This is a genomic window from Paraburkholderia fungorum, assembly GCF_900099835.1.
Lineage (GTDB): Bacteria > Pseudomonadota > Gammaproteobacteria > Burkholderiales > Burkholderiaceae > Paraburkholderia > Paraburkholderia fungorum_A.
Genome location: NZ_FNKP01000003.1, coordinates 40,225 through 54,999, shown reverse-complemented (window position 1 = coordinate 54,999; position 14,775 = coordinate 40,225). Strand labels below are relative to the sequence as shown.

13 protein-coding genes are annotated in these 14,775 nt (G+C 61.7%); 9 read left to right on the top strand and 4 right to left on the bottom strand.

The window, feature by feature from the left end; genetic code table 11:
• The first annotated feature begins 12 nt into the window (after positions 1–12).
• A complete protein-coding gene (locus BLS41_RS29650) occupies positions 13–645 on the top strand; it encodes a LysE family translocator (protein ID WP_074771291.1) in 633 nt (210 codons plus the stop codon).
• A 138-nt stretch (positions 646–783) separates the two neighbouring features.
• Here the strand turns inward: BLS41_RS29650 and BLS41_RS29645 are convergent, their stop codons facing one another.
• Positions 784–2,385: an FAD-dependent monooxygenase gene (locus BLS41_RS29645; protein WP_074771290.1), complete on the bottom strand. Its 1,602-nt coding sequence runs from the start codon at positions 2,383–2,385 to the stop codon at positions 784–786.
• A gap of 257 nt (positions 2,386–2,642) precedes the next feature.
• The gene (locus BLS41_RS29640) at positions 2,643–3,368 is read right to left on the bottom strand and encodes a GntR family transcriptional regulator (protein WP_216350632.1); all 726 of its coding nucleotides are present in this window, start codon (positions 3,366–3,368) and stop codon (positions 2,643–2,645) included.
• A 410-nt stretch (positions 3,369–3,778) separates the two neighbouring features.
• On the opposite strand from BLS41_RS29640, the gene BLS41_RS29635 reads away from it, so the two are divergent.
• From BLS41_RS29635 to BLS41_RS29610, 6 genes are all read left to right on the top strand, one after another.
• Entirely contained in the window at positions 3,779–5,131 is a 1,353-nt protein-coding gene (locus tag BLS41_RS29635; RefSeq protein ID WP_074771289.1) for a GntT/GntP/DsdX family permease, read from the top strand.
• Between the two features lie 56 nt (positions 5,132–5,187).
• Entirely contained in the window at positions 5,188–6,555 is a 1,368-nt protein-coding gene (locus BLS41_RS29630; RefSeq protein ID WP_074771288.1) for an NAD(P)H-dependent oxidoreductase, read from the top strand.
• Positions 6,556–6,565: 10 nt separating this feature from the next.
• Positions 6,566–7,837, top strand: coding sequence for a 3-oxo-tetronate kinase (gene otnK, locus BLS41_RS29625; RefSeq protein ID WP_074771287.1), 1,272 nt, complete (start codon positions 6,566–6,568; stop codon positions 7,835–7,837).
• A gap of 12 nt (positions 7,838–7,849) precedes the next feature.
• Positions 7,850–8,497: a 3-oxo-tetronate 4-phosphate decarboxylase gene (gene otnC, locus BLS41_RS29620; RefSeq protein WP_074771286.1), complete on the top strand. Its 648-nt coding sequence runs from the start codon at positions 7,850–7,852 to the stop codon at positions 8,495–8,497.
• A 130-nt stretch (positions 8,498–8,627) separates the two neighbouring features.
• Complete coding sequence (locus BLS41_RS29615; RefSeq protein ID WP_143026420.1) at positions 8,628–9,557, top strand: amidohydrolase family protein; 930 nt, start codon at positions 8,628–8,630, stop codon at positions 9,555–9,557.
• A 43-nt stretch (positions 9,558–9,600) separates the two neighbouring features.
• Complete coding sequence (locus BLS41_RS29610) at positions 9,601–10,890, top strand: MFS transporter (protein WP_074771284.1); 1,290 nt, start codon at positions 9,601–9,603, stop codon at positions 10,888–10,890.
• A 45-nt stretch (positions 10,891–10,935) separates the two neighbouring features.
• On the opposite strand, the gene BLS41_RS29605 is transcribed toward BLS41_RS29610, so the two are convergent.
• Positions 10,936–11,865, bottom strand: a complete 930-nt coding sequence (locus BLS41_RS29605) for a LysR family transcriptional regulator (RefSeq protein ID WP_074771283.1) — start codon at positions 11,863–11,865, stop codon at positions 10,936–10,938.
• Between the two features lie 330 nt (positions 11,866–12,195).
• Positions 12,196–13,200, bottom strand: a complete 1,005-nt coding sequence (locus tag BLS41_RS29600) for an aldo/keto reductase (RefSeq protein ID WP_074771282.1) — start codon at positions 13,198–13,200, stop codon at positions 12,196–12,198.
• A 298-nt stretch (positions 13,201–13,498) separates the two neighbouring features.
• Between BLS41_RS29600 and BLS41_RS29595 the strand changes: the two genes are divergently transcribed.
• The gene (locus BLS41_RS29595) at positions 13,499–13,882 is read left to right on the top strand and encodes a Rid family hydrolase (protein ID WP_074771281.1); all 384 of its coding nucleotides are present in this window, start codon (positions 13,499–13,501) and stop codon (positions 13,880–13,882) included.
• Positions 13,883–13,966: 84 nt separating this feature from the next.
• Positions 13,967–14,764, top strand: a complete 798-nt coding sequence (locus tag BLS41_RS29590; RefSeq protein WP_074771280.1) for an alpha/beta fold hydrolase — start codon at positions 13,967–13,969, stop codon at positions 14,762–14,764.
• Positions 14,765–14,775: the final 11 nt, after the last annotated feature.

Genomic DNA, 14,775 nt, shown 5'->3' with positions numbered 1-14,775 from the left:
GGAGAAGGGGTTATGCCTGATTTCGCAAATCTGCTCATGTTCGGCCTCGTAGCGTTGGGAATGGTTTTAACGCCGGGACCGAACATGATCTATCTGATTTCCCGCTCAATTTGCCAAGGTAGACGCGCAGGCCTTATTTCGTTAAGCGGCGTTGCTCTGGGTTTTGTGTTTTACATGCTCTGCGCAGCATTCGGGATTACGGCTTTCGTATTTGCGATACCTTACGCTTATGACACGCTTCGTTTCGGCGGGGCTTTGTACCTTCTATTTCTTGCGTGGCAAGCGGTTAAGCCCGGTGGGCGGTCCGCGTTCACAGTGCGCAATCTGCCGGTAGATACCCCGAGCAAGCTGTTCAGTATGGGATTCATCACTAACCTGGCGAATCCGAAAATCGCCGTTATGTATCTATCCCTGCTTCCTCAGTTCATTACGCCGGGGCATGGCAGTGTGCTCACCCAATCACTGGCGCTCGGCACCGTTCAGATTTCAATCAGCCTTGCCGTGAACGCTCTTATCGCCGTGACGGCCGGATCGATATCTACCTTCCTGTCCGGACGCCCGGTGTGGCTATTGGTACAGCGTTGGCTGATGGGAACCGTTCTGACAGGTCTGGCCGTACGCATGGCATATGAATCCAGAAAATAGCCATGCTTTATCCGTCCGGTGATTGTTGGCGATCTATGAGGTGATGCTGAACGGCTGCTACAGGCCGATCTGAGTCCGACAGCGACCGGCCAAGATCGCCCGTCGAGTCTCTCCGGACCGCCCGTTCGCCGCCGTCCCCTATCCGATCGATTTATAGCCCAGGCGTCTTAGCCAGTTTCCCATGTCATCAATCGAGCAACGGCCGCTGCGCCATCCGATATGACCATCTGGCCTCACGATCCATACAGCGCCATTGGCCGGATGGTATGCGGTCGCGAATTCACCCGCTGCATCCGTCAGTGTCGTCATCAGTTCTGAGTGCGGCATGTCGCAGCCCTGTGCCGTGACGAGAACCGCCGCCCCAACGTCGCCTGACCACGTAGCGAACGCTCGACAGAGTTCACGGAAGGCGTCAAATTGCTGGTCCATCGCGTCGACGTAGCCAACAAGCGTATACCGGCCACGGCCGACAAACTCGTGCAGCCGCCTTGCATGTCCGACGAAACGTTGCGACAAGCCACCGGCATCCGGAAGCCGGTCGCCCGATGCGGGTGACACAGGGTCTGCGTCGGACCAATCATCGGTGACGATCGGGCTTCCGCGATATGTGATGAGCAGTTGCGTTTCGCGCATTGCCGGATTGCCGGCCTGCTGCGCGAGCACGGCATTGAGTGCCGCGCTCGTTGATTTGACGACATCGACGCCGACCGGATGTCGTTCCGCCGAATAGCTATCGAGCAAGTCAGCGCCGGCGAGACCCTTCGCCACATGGGCGAGCTTCCATGAAAGATTGTGCACATCCTGGAGGCCCGTGTTCATGCCCTGACCGCCTACGGGAGGATGAATGTGTGCGGCGTCGCCTGCAATCAATACCCGGCCGCGCCCATAAGCCGATGCGATGCGGTGGCTCACCCGATAGACCGACGACCATCGCATTGAAGACAGTTGCACGCCGTCTGGCAGTGACGGCAACAGCAGACCGCACATCGTGTCGAAGTCGGGTGCGCCAATGGCCGCGAGCGATGACGCCCGGTCTTCGGGCACGATCATCGAGAGCCGGTAGCGTCGCGTCGAGCCGCGAATGGGCACTGCGACCGCACTCGTCTTCGCGTGCTCGGAACCGGTCCTTTCGAACCGGTACATGGGCCCGCGCGGTAGTGTCCAATCCACGTCCACGTCGGCGAGCGCGAAGGTCTGCGGGTACTGCTCGCCTTCGAACGACAAACCGAGTGCGGAGCGCACCTTGCTGTGAGCCCCATCGCAGCCCACCAGCCACTTGCAGCGCACCACGTGTTCTTCGCCTTGTGCGTCGGCCAGATACACCTTGACGCAATCCGTATCGACCTCGAACCGGTCCAGCATCAAACCGTAGTTCACCTGACCGCCGTGTTCGGCGAATGCGGACTCGAGTAAGCGCTCCGTCTCGTACTGCGGGAGCGAGAGCGATCCGTAAGGCAGGCCGTGCTCCGGCAAACGCATGCTGCGCCCCGGCACCATCGTGCCATCGACCCACGTCTCGACGCCGGTCAGCCATACTCCTGCCTCGATCGCGCGATCCACGATACCGAGATCGTCGAAAATCTCGAGCGTTCGTGGCGTAATGCCCAGTGCTTTGCAGAAAAACCCTCTGGAGGGCATCTTGTCGATCACGCTTACGACGACACCCGCGCGCTGCAATTCGGCGCCGAGCAGCAGCCCGACCGGTCCTGCACCGATGACCAGCACATCCACGTCTTCCATGCGTTCCTCCTGACGGGTCCGCCGCACAGCTTTTGAAGATGCAGAAAAGCCTAGCCCGGCACTGTGCGTGTTCGTACAAAAGAACACGAAATGTCAGCCGCTGAGTTGTACGCGAAGCTTCAGACGTGGAGGCCGGCTGCTCACTTGCATTGAGTCACGCCTCGGCGAAGCGAGGCATGCCCTTGTCGGGCGGAGATGTTTCCTTTGGAAATGCTTCAGTCGGCTGCTGGCCACGAGTCGTGCTGAACCCGCACTCTTCAAGCCTCAGTCAGCCTGTCGGCCTTGGGTGCCCGTTCGCCGCCCTCACCCGGGGTCAACTGCTCCCATGTGCTGTGGACGTGGCGTTGCAGGAACTCGCCCAGTTCCTTTCCGCGTCGTGCAGATAGCAGCCTGATTATCACTTCGTGTTCGTCGATGGCCGTGTGCCACGTTTCCGACGTGACGCTGCCTTGAAACCGGTAGCGGTACAACTGCCGGTTAAGACGCTCGTGCATCTGATGCAACGTCTCGTTCTTCGCCGCCGCAATGATGCTCTTGTGAATCGCCTGATTCAGATTGAAGTAGCTGATCCGGTCGCGCCGCTCGTAAGCGGCATGCATCTCATGATGCAACGCGCGGATTTCGGCCAGTTCGCCGTCCGTCGCAAGACGGCAGGCCTGCTCGCCGCCGAACGATTCGATCATGCCGAGTACGTCCAGCTTTTCGCTGATCTGCTGCGCGCCGAGATCCGCGACCACCGCGCCGCGCTTGGGCAGCACCACGACAAGGCCGTCGCCGGCCAACTCTTTCAGCGCTTCACGCAGCGGCGTGCGCGACACCTGCAACCTGTCTGCGAGCGTGCGCTCCCGTAGACGCTCGCCCGGCTTGAGTTCGTCGGTTGCGATGAGCGTGCGCAAACGCTGGGCAATCTGCTGCGACAGCAGCTCGTCGACCGGATCGATTGCGTTGGGGAGGTCGTGGTCGTCTTCCTGGTCCGGCGTCATGTTTCTACCTGATGCAGTGTCTCGTGAGCACATCGTAAGCGGCCCGTGAGCACGAGTGGTTCAAGCCGTCATTTTAGCAGCGCATCCCTTCGACATCCCCTCGCAAGAGAAAAACGGCACGCCCATGGCGGAGACAATTTTTTTGGAATACCAATTCGGCGAAGATTAGGTTGCCCAGCGCACCATGCTCAACTCAGACCATCGAAATTCCCATAGAATCGCTACAATTTGCATTAACTAGCAAATATATAAAGCTATTTTAGGCACTTTTAAAGAAATTTGCCGATTCACACAGCATGATAACGGCACGCAATCTCTAGGGTAATTACCACCTTATTTGGTATACCAAAATTGCGTTACTCTTGGCACTGTCATCGTTACCGTGGGCTTTTCGCCCTATCGAGCTTTCCATGCAGTCGCTGCTTCATCCTCTCATTGCACCCGCCTTTGCGCTGGTGTTGCTGGTCGTACTGATCACCCGCGTGAAGCTTCCCCCCTTTCTCGCACTGATCCTGACATCGGCGTTTCTCGGCGTCTCGGCGGGACTCGCACCCACGGCGGTCATCAAAAGCTTTGAAAAAGGTTTTGGCTCGATCCTGAGTTCGGTCGGACTGGTGGTCGGGCTCGGCACGATGCTCGGAGGTCTGCTGCTCGAATCCGGCGGGGCCAACCGCATCGCCGATACGTTTATCGGGCTGGGCTCGAAGCGGTGGATTCCGGCTGCGATCTGTGCGGCGTCGCTGCTGATCGGGCTGCCCCATCTGTTCGATGTCAGCTTCGTGATGCTGGTGCCGCTCGTCTATGCGATCGCGAACCGCACCCAAAGCCCGCTGCTCGCGGTGGGTATTCCGATGGCGGCGGGTCTCTATGTCTCACACGGCCTGTTGCCGCCTCATCCTTCACCGACGCTCGCGCTCGCCGCGCTGCACGCCGACGCCGGCCGCACGATTTTCTATGGCCTGCTCATCGCGGTGCCGATGGCCATCCTGTCCGGCCCGCTCTTCACGGCATTCGCGCTGCGCTTTCTCCCCGTTACGCCCGGCGAAGCCATGTTCAAACCGGCACCGGCCGATGCCGCCCATGCCGCGCGTCCGGTGCCCCCGTTCGGTCTCGTGCTGATCACGGTGCTGCTTCCGCCGGTGCTGATGATGATCCGCACATTCGGCCGTGACTACCTGCCCACTGGCGGCTTCTCGCGCGAACTGCTGGAGACGATTGGCGACCCCATCGTGTCGTTACTGATCGCGGTGCTGTTTGCGATCTGGTCGCTGGGTATTCGCAGCGGACTCAACCTTGGCCAGATCCAGACACTGCTCGGCAAGAGCGTCGCGCCCGGAGCCGGCGTGATCCTGATTCTCGGTGCAGGCGGCGGCCTCAAGGAAATGCTGATAGCGACGCATCTGAGCGACGCCATCGCCCACGCGGCAACCCAGTGGTCGCTGTCGCCACTGGTGCTCGGCTGGTGCGTCGCCGCCGTGATCCGCATCGCGATCGGCTCGGCGACCGTTGCAACCGCGACAGCCGCCGGCATCGTCGCGCCGATTGCCGCCGCGACGCCTGGCGTGAATCTCGAATTGCTGGTGCTGGCGGTCAGTTCCGGCGGCCTGATGCTGTCACATCTGAACGATTCGGGCTTCTGGCTGTTCAAGGAATATTTCCGCCTGAGCGTCAGCGACACGCTCAAGACGTGGACGCTGCTGGTCTCGTTCCAGTCGCTCGTCGCGCTCGCCATGATCATGCTGCTCAACGCGGTGGTCGGCTGATCGCCGCCTCTGCGTGCTGCCCGTTCACTGCTTTACATACAGGACAAGGTCTTACGATGAACTACCAACACCTCTTTACCGAACTCGCCACCCGGACGATCCGCATGGCCCTCGTCGGCCCGAAAGGCGGATTCGGCCGTTCGCTGCTCGTGCAGTGCCGCGCGTTGCCGTCGCTCGAGATTGCCGCGCTGTGCGATCTCGACATCGAAGGCACGCTGGCGACGCTCGCGTCGCTCGGTTTCGCCGCCGATGCCGCGATGGTCTGCCGCCACGCCGATGACGTGCGTGCCGCGCGCGACGCCAAACGCATCGCACTGGTCGGGGACTACCAGCTGCTCGATGAAGTGGAACTCGACATCGTCGTCGAGGCGACCGGCCAGCCGGAGGTCAGCGTGCGCATCGCGCAGGCGGCGCTAAGGCGCGGCGTGCATGTCGCAATGGCCACGAAAGAAACCGACTCGGTGGTCGGCCCCTATCTGAACCGTCTCGCCCTCGACCACAACGTGGTGTACACGACCCCGGACGGCGACCAGCCGAGCAACCTGATCGGCCTCGTCACATGGGCGCGGGTACTCGGTTTCGACGTGGTCGCGGCGGGCAAGTCGAGCGAATACGACTTCATTTACGACACGCAGGCACAGACCGTCGATTATCTGGATCAGCGTCACGCCGCGTCGCTCGCGTCGTGCTGGGCGCTCGGCGACGACGTGGCCGCCACGCTGGCTGCGCGTCGGGACGCGTTCTCGATGCTGCCGCAAAGCGCGACACCCGACTATTGCGAACTCAATGTCGTCGCCAATTCCACGGGCCTGCTGCCCGCTGCCGATGCGCTCAACTATCCGCTTGCGCGCATTTCCGAACTCGCCGACATCTTCGTGCCGAAAGAAGACGGCGGCATTCTGGATCGCACGGGCGTCGTCGACGTATTCAACTGTCTGCGCCGCCCCGACGACGTGAGCTTTGGCGGCGGCGTGTTCGTGATCGTTCGCTGCAAGGACGACGAAACGTGGCAACTGCTCAAGCAAAAAGGCCATATCGTCAGCAAGAGCGGCAAATACGCGTGCATCTACCTGCCGTATCACCTGATGGGTCTCGAAACGCCGACCAGCCTTTTTTCGGCCGTGCTGACGCGGCAGCCGACCGGCAGCAGCACGCAGTTGCCGCACGCGCGCATGGTCGCGCGCGTCACCCGCGATTTCAAGGCCGGCGAGACGCTCAGCATGGGCGGACATCATCATGTGATCGACGGGACGGTTGCGTTGCTGATCGACCAGGTCAATGCAGGTAACGCCGCGCCGTTTTACCTGGCTGCTAACAAGAAACTGAAGGCGGACGTCGCCCAGGGCAGCCTCGTGCCGCTCGACGCGCTCGAACTCGACGGATCTGCGCTCTACGACGCGTGGCAACGGAATCCGGCGCTGTAAGGAGCATCACATGAACCGCTCCTCCGCCCTGCTCGGCTGTATTGCCGACGATTTCACCGGCGCCACCGATCTCGCCAGCATGCTGGTGCGCGGCGGCATGCGCACGGTGCAGACGAACGGCGTGCCCACATCCGGCGATGCCGTCGAGGCGGACGCGCTGGTCGTCGCACTCAAGTCGCGCACGATCCCGGCCGCCGACGCCATTGCGCAATCGCTTGCGGCCCTCGAATGGCTCAAGGCGCAAGGCTGCCGACAGTTCTTCTTCAAGTACTGCTCGACCTTCGATTCGACCGTCGACGGCAACATCGGCCCCGTCACGGAAGCGCTGATGAAAGCGCTCGGCACGGATTTCACGATCGCCTGCCCGGCGTTCCCGGAAAACGGCCGCACCGTGTATCGCGGCTATCTGTTCGTGGGCGATGCGTTGCTCAATGAATCCGGCATGGAAAAGCATCCGCTCACGCCGATGACCGATCCGAATCTGGTGCGCGTGCTCGCGAGCCAGAGCACCGTGAAAACAGGTCTCCTGCGCTATGACGCCCTCGCCAAAGGGGCCGATGCAGCGCGCGCGGCAATTCAGGCTTTACGCACCGATGGCGTGCGCATCGCGATTGCCGATGCGATCTCCAACGACGATCTGCGCACACTCGGCCGGGCGTTCGCCGATGCACCGTTGCTGACGGGCGGCTCCGGTCTGGCGCTCGGTCTGCCGGAAAACTTCCGCGCAGCGGGCCTGCTCGACGACGGCAGCGAAGCGTCGCAGCTTCCCGACGTCGGCGGCCGGGACGTCGTTCTCGCGGGCAGCAGTTCGCGCGCGAGCAATGCGCAGGTCGCGCACTGGTGCGCGAAGCGCCCTGCCATGCGGATCGATCCGCTCGCGCTCGCCGCTGGTGAAGCCGTGGTGGATCAGGCGCTCGAATTCTTCGCGCAACACGACGAAACCGTGCTGCTTTATGCGACCGCCACGCCTGACGTGCTGCATCAGGTGCAGCAGCAACTCGGTGTCGAACGCGCCAGCCAGCTGGTCGAATCCGCACTCGCCGACATCGCGCGACGACTCGCGGCGAGCGGCGTGCGCCGCTTCGTCGTCGCGGGTGGCGAAACCTCGGGCGCCGTGGTGCAGGCGCTCGCCGTGTCGCGCTTGCGTATCGGTGCGCCGATCGATCCGGGCGTGCCCTGGACCGTCGGCGAAAGCCAGTACGGCAACGTGGCGCTCGCGCTGAAGTCCGGCAATTTTGGCGGCGAGGACTTCTTCACGCGCGCGCTGACGCTTCAACACTGACGGAAACCAACGATGAGCACCGAAAGCACGCTTCGCGAAGAGATCGCGCGCACCGGCAAGAGCCTCTTCGACCGAGGCTATACGGTGGGCACGGCGGGCAATATCAGCACGCGTCTCGACGACGGCTGGCTGATCACCTCAACCGATGCCTGTCTGGGCCAACTCGATCCCGCCCGCATTGCGAAGGTGAGCCTCGCGGGCGACTGGGTGTCGGGCGACAAGCCGTCGAAGACGCTGGCGCTGCATCGCGCGGTCTACGATCATCAGCCGGAGATGCGCGCTGTCGTGCATACGCATTCGACTCACCTCGTCGCGCTGACACTCGCCGGGGTCTGGCAGCCCGACGACGTATTGCCGCCGATCACGCCTTACTTCGTGATGAAAGTGGGCCATGTGCCGCTGATTGCGTACCGGCGTCCTGGCGACCCCGCCGTGGCCCACCAGGTGCGCGAACTCGCGGCCAGCGTGCGCGGCGTTCTGCTCGAACGGCTCGGACCGGTGATGTGGCATCGCAGTCTGCGCGAAGCGTCGGCTGCACTCGAAGAACTCGAGGAAACCGCAAAGCTCTATCTGATGCTGCGCCACCAGCGGATCGCGATCGAACCGCTCGACGAGTCGCAGATCGGCGAATTGCGGCAAACATTCGGCGCGCGCTGGTAGGCCTGATCGACGGATTCCGGCAACCCGTCGCACAGTGGACACCGACCGGACAGCGCGCATTTTTCAACGACACGGCAGTGCGTGTGTATCGACCGGCCGGTCGGCCGGCAACGCCATGACAGGAGCAAGCATGACCCCATCGACTCACAACGAACTCGGCTTCGATCTGCCGATTTTCGACGCGCATCATCATTTCTGGGATCTGTCGAACGGGCACTTCCCCTGGCTCACCGACGACTACGACGAGCACTTCTTTCTCGGCGATTACCGCCGCATGTGCCAGAACTTCCTGCCCGCGCAGTATCGCGCAGCCACGGCTGGCTTCGACGTGATCGGCACTGTGCACGTCGAAGCCGAACGCTCGCGCGACGAGCAGGTTCAGGAAACCGAATTCCTCACGCAACTGAATGCCGCAACCGGCTTGCCGAGCGCAATCGTCGGGCACGTGTTCTTCGTGCAACCCGATTGCGAGGCGGTACTCGAAGGTCACGCGAAAAGTCCGCTTGCGCGCGGCGTGCGCTCGAAACCGGAAATCTCGGCTGGCCCGGGCGCGTCCGTGCGCGGCCAGCCCGGCACGATGCAGGACGATGCGTGGCTGCGAGGTCTCGCGCTCCTCGAACGGTTCGGGTTTTCGTGGGACTTGCGGGTGCCCTACTGGCACCTCGAAGAAGCCGCCGAAGTGGCGCGCGCATTCCCCGGCACGCCGATCGTGACTAACCACCTCGGACTGCCGCTCGATCGTTCGGACGAAGGCGTCGCGATCTGGCGCCACGGCATGGAGGCTCTCGCCGCCTGCCCTAATGTGTACCTCAAGGTATCGGAACTGGGCCTGCCGAACGGTTCGTGGGACAGCGCGAGCAACCGTCGCGTGATTCGCGAGGCGGTCGACCTGTTCGGTTATGAGCGCTCGATGTTCGCAAGCAATCTGCCGGTCGGCAATCTGTCGGCGAGTTTCACCGAGATCGTCGCCGACGTGCTCGGTGCGTTGCCAGACGCAACCGAAAGCGACCTGCGAAAACTTTTCGCCACCACCGCGCAGCGTTTTTATCGCGTGACCTGAGCTGTACGAGGCACAGACGACACAAAACAAAAGGGAGACAGCCATGATAAAGATTGACGAGAACCTTCTCTTCCGCAAGATTTCGGTGCGGATCCTGCCGGTGCTGATGCTGGGCTTTTTCTTCTCGTATCTGGACCGCGTCAATGTCGGCTTTGCGAAGCTTCAGATGGCGGGCGACTTGCAATTCAGCGATGCCGTCTATGGCTTTGGCGCCGGCATCTTCTTTCTCGGTTACTTTCTGCTCGAAGTGCCGAGCAACGTGATCCTGCACAAAGTCGGCGCGCGCCGCTGGATCTCACGAATCATGATCACCTGGGGTCTGATTTCGTGCGCGACGATCTTCATCCGCACGCCGATGCAGTTCTACATCATGCGGTTTCTGCTCGGGCTGGCGGAAGCGGGCTTCATTCCCGGCGCGATCTATTACATGTCGCAATGGTATCCGGCGGCGCGCCGCGGACGGGCATGGGGCGTCTTCTATATCGCGCTCGCGTCGTCAGGCGTGATCGGCGGCGTGCTGTCGGGGTCGATACTCAAGTTCATGTCGGGCGTGGGAGGCCTGCGCGGCTGGCAATGGCTGATCCTGTGCGAAGGTGTGCCGACAATACTGCTTGGGATCTATATTTTCTTCCGCATGAGCGAGGATATTCGCCGGGTGGACTGGCTCGATGACAACGAAAAGGATCATCTGAGCAGCCTGATGATGAAGGAAGACAGCCACAAGATCGCGCATGGCTTCACCGCGCTGCTCACCAATGCGCGGGTGTGGGCACTGGTCGTCATCTATTTCACTTACAACATGGGACTCTATGCCATCAGCTTCTGGATGCCGACCTTGATCCAGAGGATGGGCACCACCGATCCGTTCACCATCGGCGTGCTCAATGCGATACCCGGATTGTGCGCGATCGTCTGCATGCTCGCATTCGGCTATAGCGCCGACCGCCGCAACGAACGGAAGTGGCACCTGGTCGCCGCATTTTCGATGGCGGCGATTGGCTTTGCACTGTGCGTAGCATGGCAGAACGAACCCGTGCTTGGCATCGTCGCGCTGTGTCTCGCGAATATGGGCGTGCTGTCGATCCCGGCGCTGTTCTGGAGCCTGCCGACCGCCTTCCTGGCCGGTGTGATCGCTGCCGCGGGCATCGCGATGATCAATTCGATCGGCAACCTGGCTGGCTTCGTGGCGCCGTACATGATCGGCTATCTGAAAGAGCTGACCGGCCGCACGGATATCGCCCTGCTGGTCGTGGCCGGTGGTCTCGTGGTTGGCGCGTTGCTGGTCACGATCGTACTGCGCGGGCGCCGCAGACACGTTGGCGCGGTGACCTGATCGACAATTTCGTGCGGCGATGCGGCCAGCCACCTTCGTCGCGCGTCACGCGCGGCGTCGTCTGGGCGCGCTCTGCGCCTGGTTGAGCGCGCGAAACTCCGCGCGCATGATCTTCAGCATCTCCCGCGCTGCAAACGACAACGCGCGATCGCGATGTATGCACAAGCCCGTGCGCGATTCCGCGAGTTCCTTCGATTCCACCGGAATCGGCCGCAATACGCCCTCTTTCAATTCCCGCTGCACTGTCAGGGTCGGCATGAACGCGATCATCGTGCCGGTCATCGCCATTGCCTTCGTGAGTTCGAGCGAATTGGTCGTAATGGCCGGCTCGAAATCCGAGCGGTAGCGTTGAAACGCGCGTTCGATCAACTGCCGCAACCCGAAACTCGATTCCGCGAGCGCCATCGGTTCGTTGAGCAACTGGCTGATCTTCAGTTGGGTCGCGTTCGCAAACGGATGATCCGGCGCCACGAGACAGGTCACCGGCTCGATGTATTCGTCGATCGTCTGAATTTCGTCCCGGGTCGGCGCATTGAACGTGAGGCCGATGTCCGCCTCGTGTTCGAGCAGCGCCGCCATGATCTGATCGGTCGACGATGAACGGATGCGCAAGCGGATACCCGGGTACAGCTTGTGAAATTCGCGCACGAGCCTCGGCAGCCAGTCCGATACGAGACCTTCGATCACGTGAATGCGCACTTCGCCGCGCCGCAGTCCGCGCATATCGTCGAGCGATTGCCGCGCGCTCGCGAGATCGAGCATGACGCGTCGCGTCTGCCGCCAGTAGGTCTCGCCCGCGTTCGTCAGCGCGACGCCCGCCTTCGAGCGAAAAAACAGCACGGCGTCGAGATCGCTCTCGAGTTGGGCGATCTGCCGGCTGACCGCCGACGGCGCGACGTGCAACAGATCCGCCGCCCGGCGGATCGAGCCCAACCGCGCGACTTCATGGAAATACCGCAAGGAAAGTAGTTTCACGATGCCAGTTACACCTCTTGGAAACAGCGCGGAGTTTGGACAAAGCCCCTCCAAGCCGGATCCATGACGACATGTTGGGTGGACATAAAAGCGCCGTCCAGTGCGCCAAAAACCTTTTGTGGCAAGCGCTTGCGGAGCGCATAGCTTCTTTTGTACGCCACCGCACGAACGCAGCGGGCGCACTGACGTGTTGCGATTCCGGCAACGATAACTATCACTTTCGGCGCTTGTCGCGACAAATTTGCATCCCTAATCTGGGTCCATCGCAGCGTCGCCAGCAGTTGGCCGGATCACCTGATCCGGCCATTGCATCGCGAATCGAGGCGCGCATTAAAACGCGCAACGTCCTTCAACAGGATGATGGGGATCGAGATGATGCAACGAAGAAGACTTGCCCGGCAGCACCAGTTGATCGATGAATGCTTCGTCTTCGGCAGTGAAGGCGCGCGGCGCGGGCTTCATGTAGTCGTCCCATTGCGCCTCCGTGCGCGGACCGCAAATCACGGAACTCACGCGGCGGTTGGCCTGCACCCATTGCAACGCGAGCGCGCTCGCCGTCGTGCCGGTACGGCGTGCATGGTCGGCGAGTTGCTGCGCGACGAGCAGCGATTCGTCGCGCCACTCGGCCTGCAACATGCGCGGATCGGCACGGCCTGCGCGCGTGTCGGCAGCGGGTGCTTCACCACGCGCATATTTTCCGGTCAGGATGCCGCGCGCGAGCGGACTGTACGTGACCACGCCGACGCCATACGCGGCAGCCGCCGGCAGATGCTCGAGTTCCGCCTCGCGATTGACGATGTTGTACAGCGGCTGCGTCGCCGCCGGCCGGTCGATCCCGGCTTCGTCGGCGAGACGCACGGTTTCACCGAGACGCCACGCCTTGAAGTTCGACACGCCGAAGTAACGCACTTTGCCCTGCCGGATCAGATCGGCAAATGCGCGGACCATCTCGCCGAGCGGCGCGCTGAAGTCGGCGCGATGCACGTAGAGCAGATCGATGTAGTCGGTGTTCAGGCGCGCGAGACTGCCTTCTACCGCCTGCATGATCCATTTGCGCGACATGCCCTGCTCGTTGGGCCGCGCCCCCATCGGATTGCCGACCTTGGTCGCGACGACCCACGCATCGCGCTGGCCCGCGATCGCCGAGCCGACCGTGCGCTCCGATTCACCCGCGTGATACATGTCCGCCGTGTCGATGAAGTTGACACCGTGATCGAACGCCTTCGCGACGATGCGATGCGAGGTCTGCACATCGGTCTGTCCGCCAAACATCATCGCGCCGAGACAGATGTCCGACACCTGCAGTCCTGTGTTGCCGAGATACGTGTACGACATGTTCAATCCTCTGGTTCGGTAGTGAGTGTGTTCACTTTAAGCAGCCAAAAGATCCGGACTCAAGAAGAAATCGCAACACGACACAAGGCTCCAACAGATTGGCGCCGTGAGTCCAAACCCAGGTAATTTGTGCATGGCAATCTAGTCATGTCGATTGCGATGGCACGTATCAACGGTGACGGGCAATACGAATTGTCCAAACCGGCAAGTGGATTCGAGCGTCGTATGTTCTTTTCGCAGCCGTAATTTTTTGACGCTTCTCTTCACGTTTTCTTTAACGCTTCAGACGAACTCAACCATGAACGAACACATTCATCCCGAAGGCTGGACCACCGCTGCCACGCATCTCTCATGGGGTGTCAAAGCCGGCCAAACCGTTTATGTCGCCGGCATGCTGTCGACCGATCCGGTCACCAACGAGATCGTCGGACACGGCGACATCACCGCGCAAACGCGCCAGGTGATCGAGAACATCAAGGGCGTGCTCGAAGCGGCGGGAGCAAAGCTCGAAGACGTCGCGATGAATCACATTTTCATTCGCGACATGACGTACTACGCGGAAATGAACAAGGTCTATATGGAGTACTTCAAGGCACCCCGTCCGGCGCGCTTCTGCGTGAAGCTGGAAATGGTGAAACCGGAGTTTCTCGTCGAGATCGCCGCGGTTGCGCATATCGGATAAACGGCTGGCGCATCAGCCGTACTTCGTCGTACCCACCCGGGCGAACGCAGCCCGGACCGTATTCAACTTAACCACCGTCATCGTATGCCCACCGCACGAATCAATGGAATTGAGCTGTACTACGAAGTCCACGGATCCGGTCCGCTGCTTTACCTGATCTCCGGTCTCGGCGGCAGCGCGCGATTCTGGGAACCCAACCTCGCGGATCTGGCGCGCGATCACACCGTGGTACTGCACGATCAGCGCGGCACCGACCGGTCGGAGCGTCCTGAGATGGCCTACTCGGTCGAGTTGCTGGCCGACGACGTGATTGCGCTGATGGATCACCTCGGCCATCGGTCCGCGCGGTTCGTCGGTCATTCGACGGGTGGCGCGATCTGTCAGGTGCTCGCGAGCACCACGCCCGAGCGCGTGCAGGCGATGGTGCTGTACGCGTCGTGGCCCGCAACCGATGAGCATTTCACCTGGTGCTTCAAACTGCGCCGCGCGGTGCTCGACGGCGCGGGCACCGACGCGTACTGCCACGGCAACATCCTCTTCATGTATCCCGCGTGGTACGTGCAGGAAAACGCGCAGGCGCTGGAAGTCGAGGCACGTAATGCCGCCGTGCTCGCACAGCCTTATGCAGTCGTCACCGGGCGCATCGACGCGATTCTTGCGTTCGACTGGCTCGAACGTCTCGCCGACGTCGCAACGCCGACGCTGGTCGTCTGCGCGGCGGACGACATTCTCACGCCGCCGTATCAATCCCGACGGCTCGCCGATGCGATTGCCGGCAGCCGTCTCGAAGTGCTCGAAACCGGTGGACATAGTTGCTCGCGCGTCGTGCCGCAACAGTTCAACACGCTCATCACCGGCTTTCTCACTGCGTCGGCAGCGTAGCCGCTCGCTCA

Coding starts and splice junctions, on each gene's coding strand:
- BLS41_RS29650 (WP_074771291.1), top strand. CDS start 13: ATGCCTGATTTCGCAAATCTGCTCATGTTCGGCCTCGTAGCGTTGGGA.
- BLS41_RS29645 (WP_074771290.1), bottom strand. CDS start 2,385: ATGGAAGACGTGGATGTGCTGGTCATCGGTGCAGGACCGGTCGGGCTG.
- BLS41_RS29640 (WP_216350632.1), bottom strand. CDS start 3,368: ATGACGCCGGACCAGGAAGACGACCACGACCTCCCCAACGCAATCGAT.
- BLS41_RS29635 (WP_074771289.1), top strand. CDS start 3,779: ATGCAGTCGCTGCTTCATCCTCTCATTGCACCCGCCTTTGCGCTGGTG.
- BLS41_RS29630 (WP_074771288.1), top strand. CDS start 5,188: ATGAACTACCAACACCTCTTTACCGAACTCGCCACCCGGACGATCCGC.
- otnK (WP_074771287.1), top strand. CDS start 6,566: ATGAACCGCTCCTCCGCCCTGCTCGGCTGTATTGCCGACGATTTCACC.
- otnC (WP_074771286.1), top strand. CDS start 7,850: ATGAGCACCGAAAGCACGCTTCGCGAAGAGATCGCGCGCACCGGCAAG.
- BLS41_RS29615 (WP_143026420.1), top strand. CDS start 8,628: ATGACCCCATCGACTCACAACGAACTCGGCTTCGATCTGCCGATTTTC.
- BLS41_RS29610 (WP_074771284.1), top strand. CDS start 9,601: ATGATAAAGATTGACGAGAACCTTCTCTTCCGCAAGATTTCGGTGCGG.
- BLS41_RS29600 (WP_074771282.1), bottom strand. CDS start 13,200: ATGTCGTACACGTATCTCGGCAACACAGGACTGCAGGTGTCGGACATC.
- BLS41_RS29595 (WP_074771281.1), top strand. CDS start 13,499: ATGAACGAACACATTCATCCCGAAGGCTGGACCACCGCTGCCACGCAT.
- BLS41_RS29590 (WP_074771280.1), top strand. CDS start 13,967: ATGCCCACCGCACGAATCAATGGAATTGAGCTGTACTACGAAGTCCAC.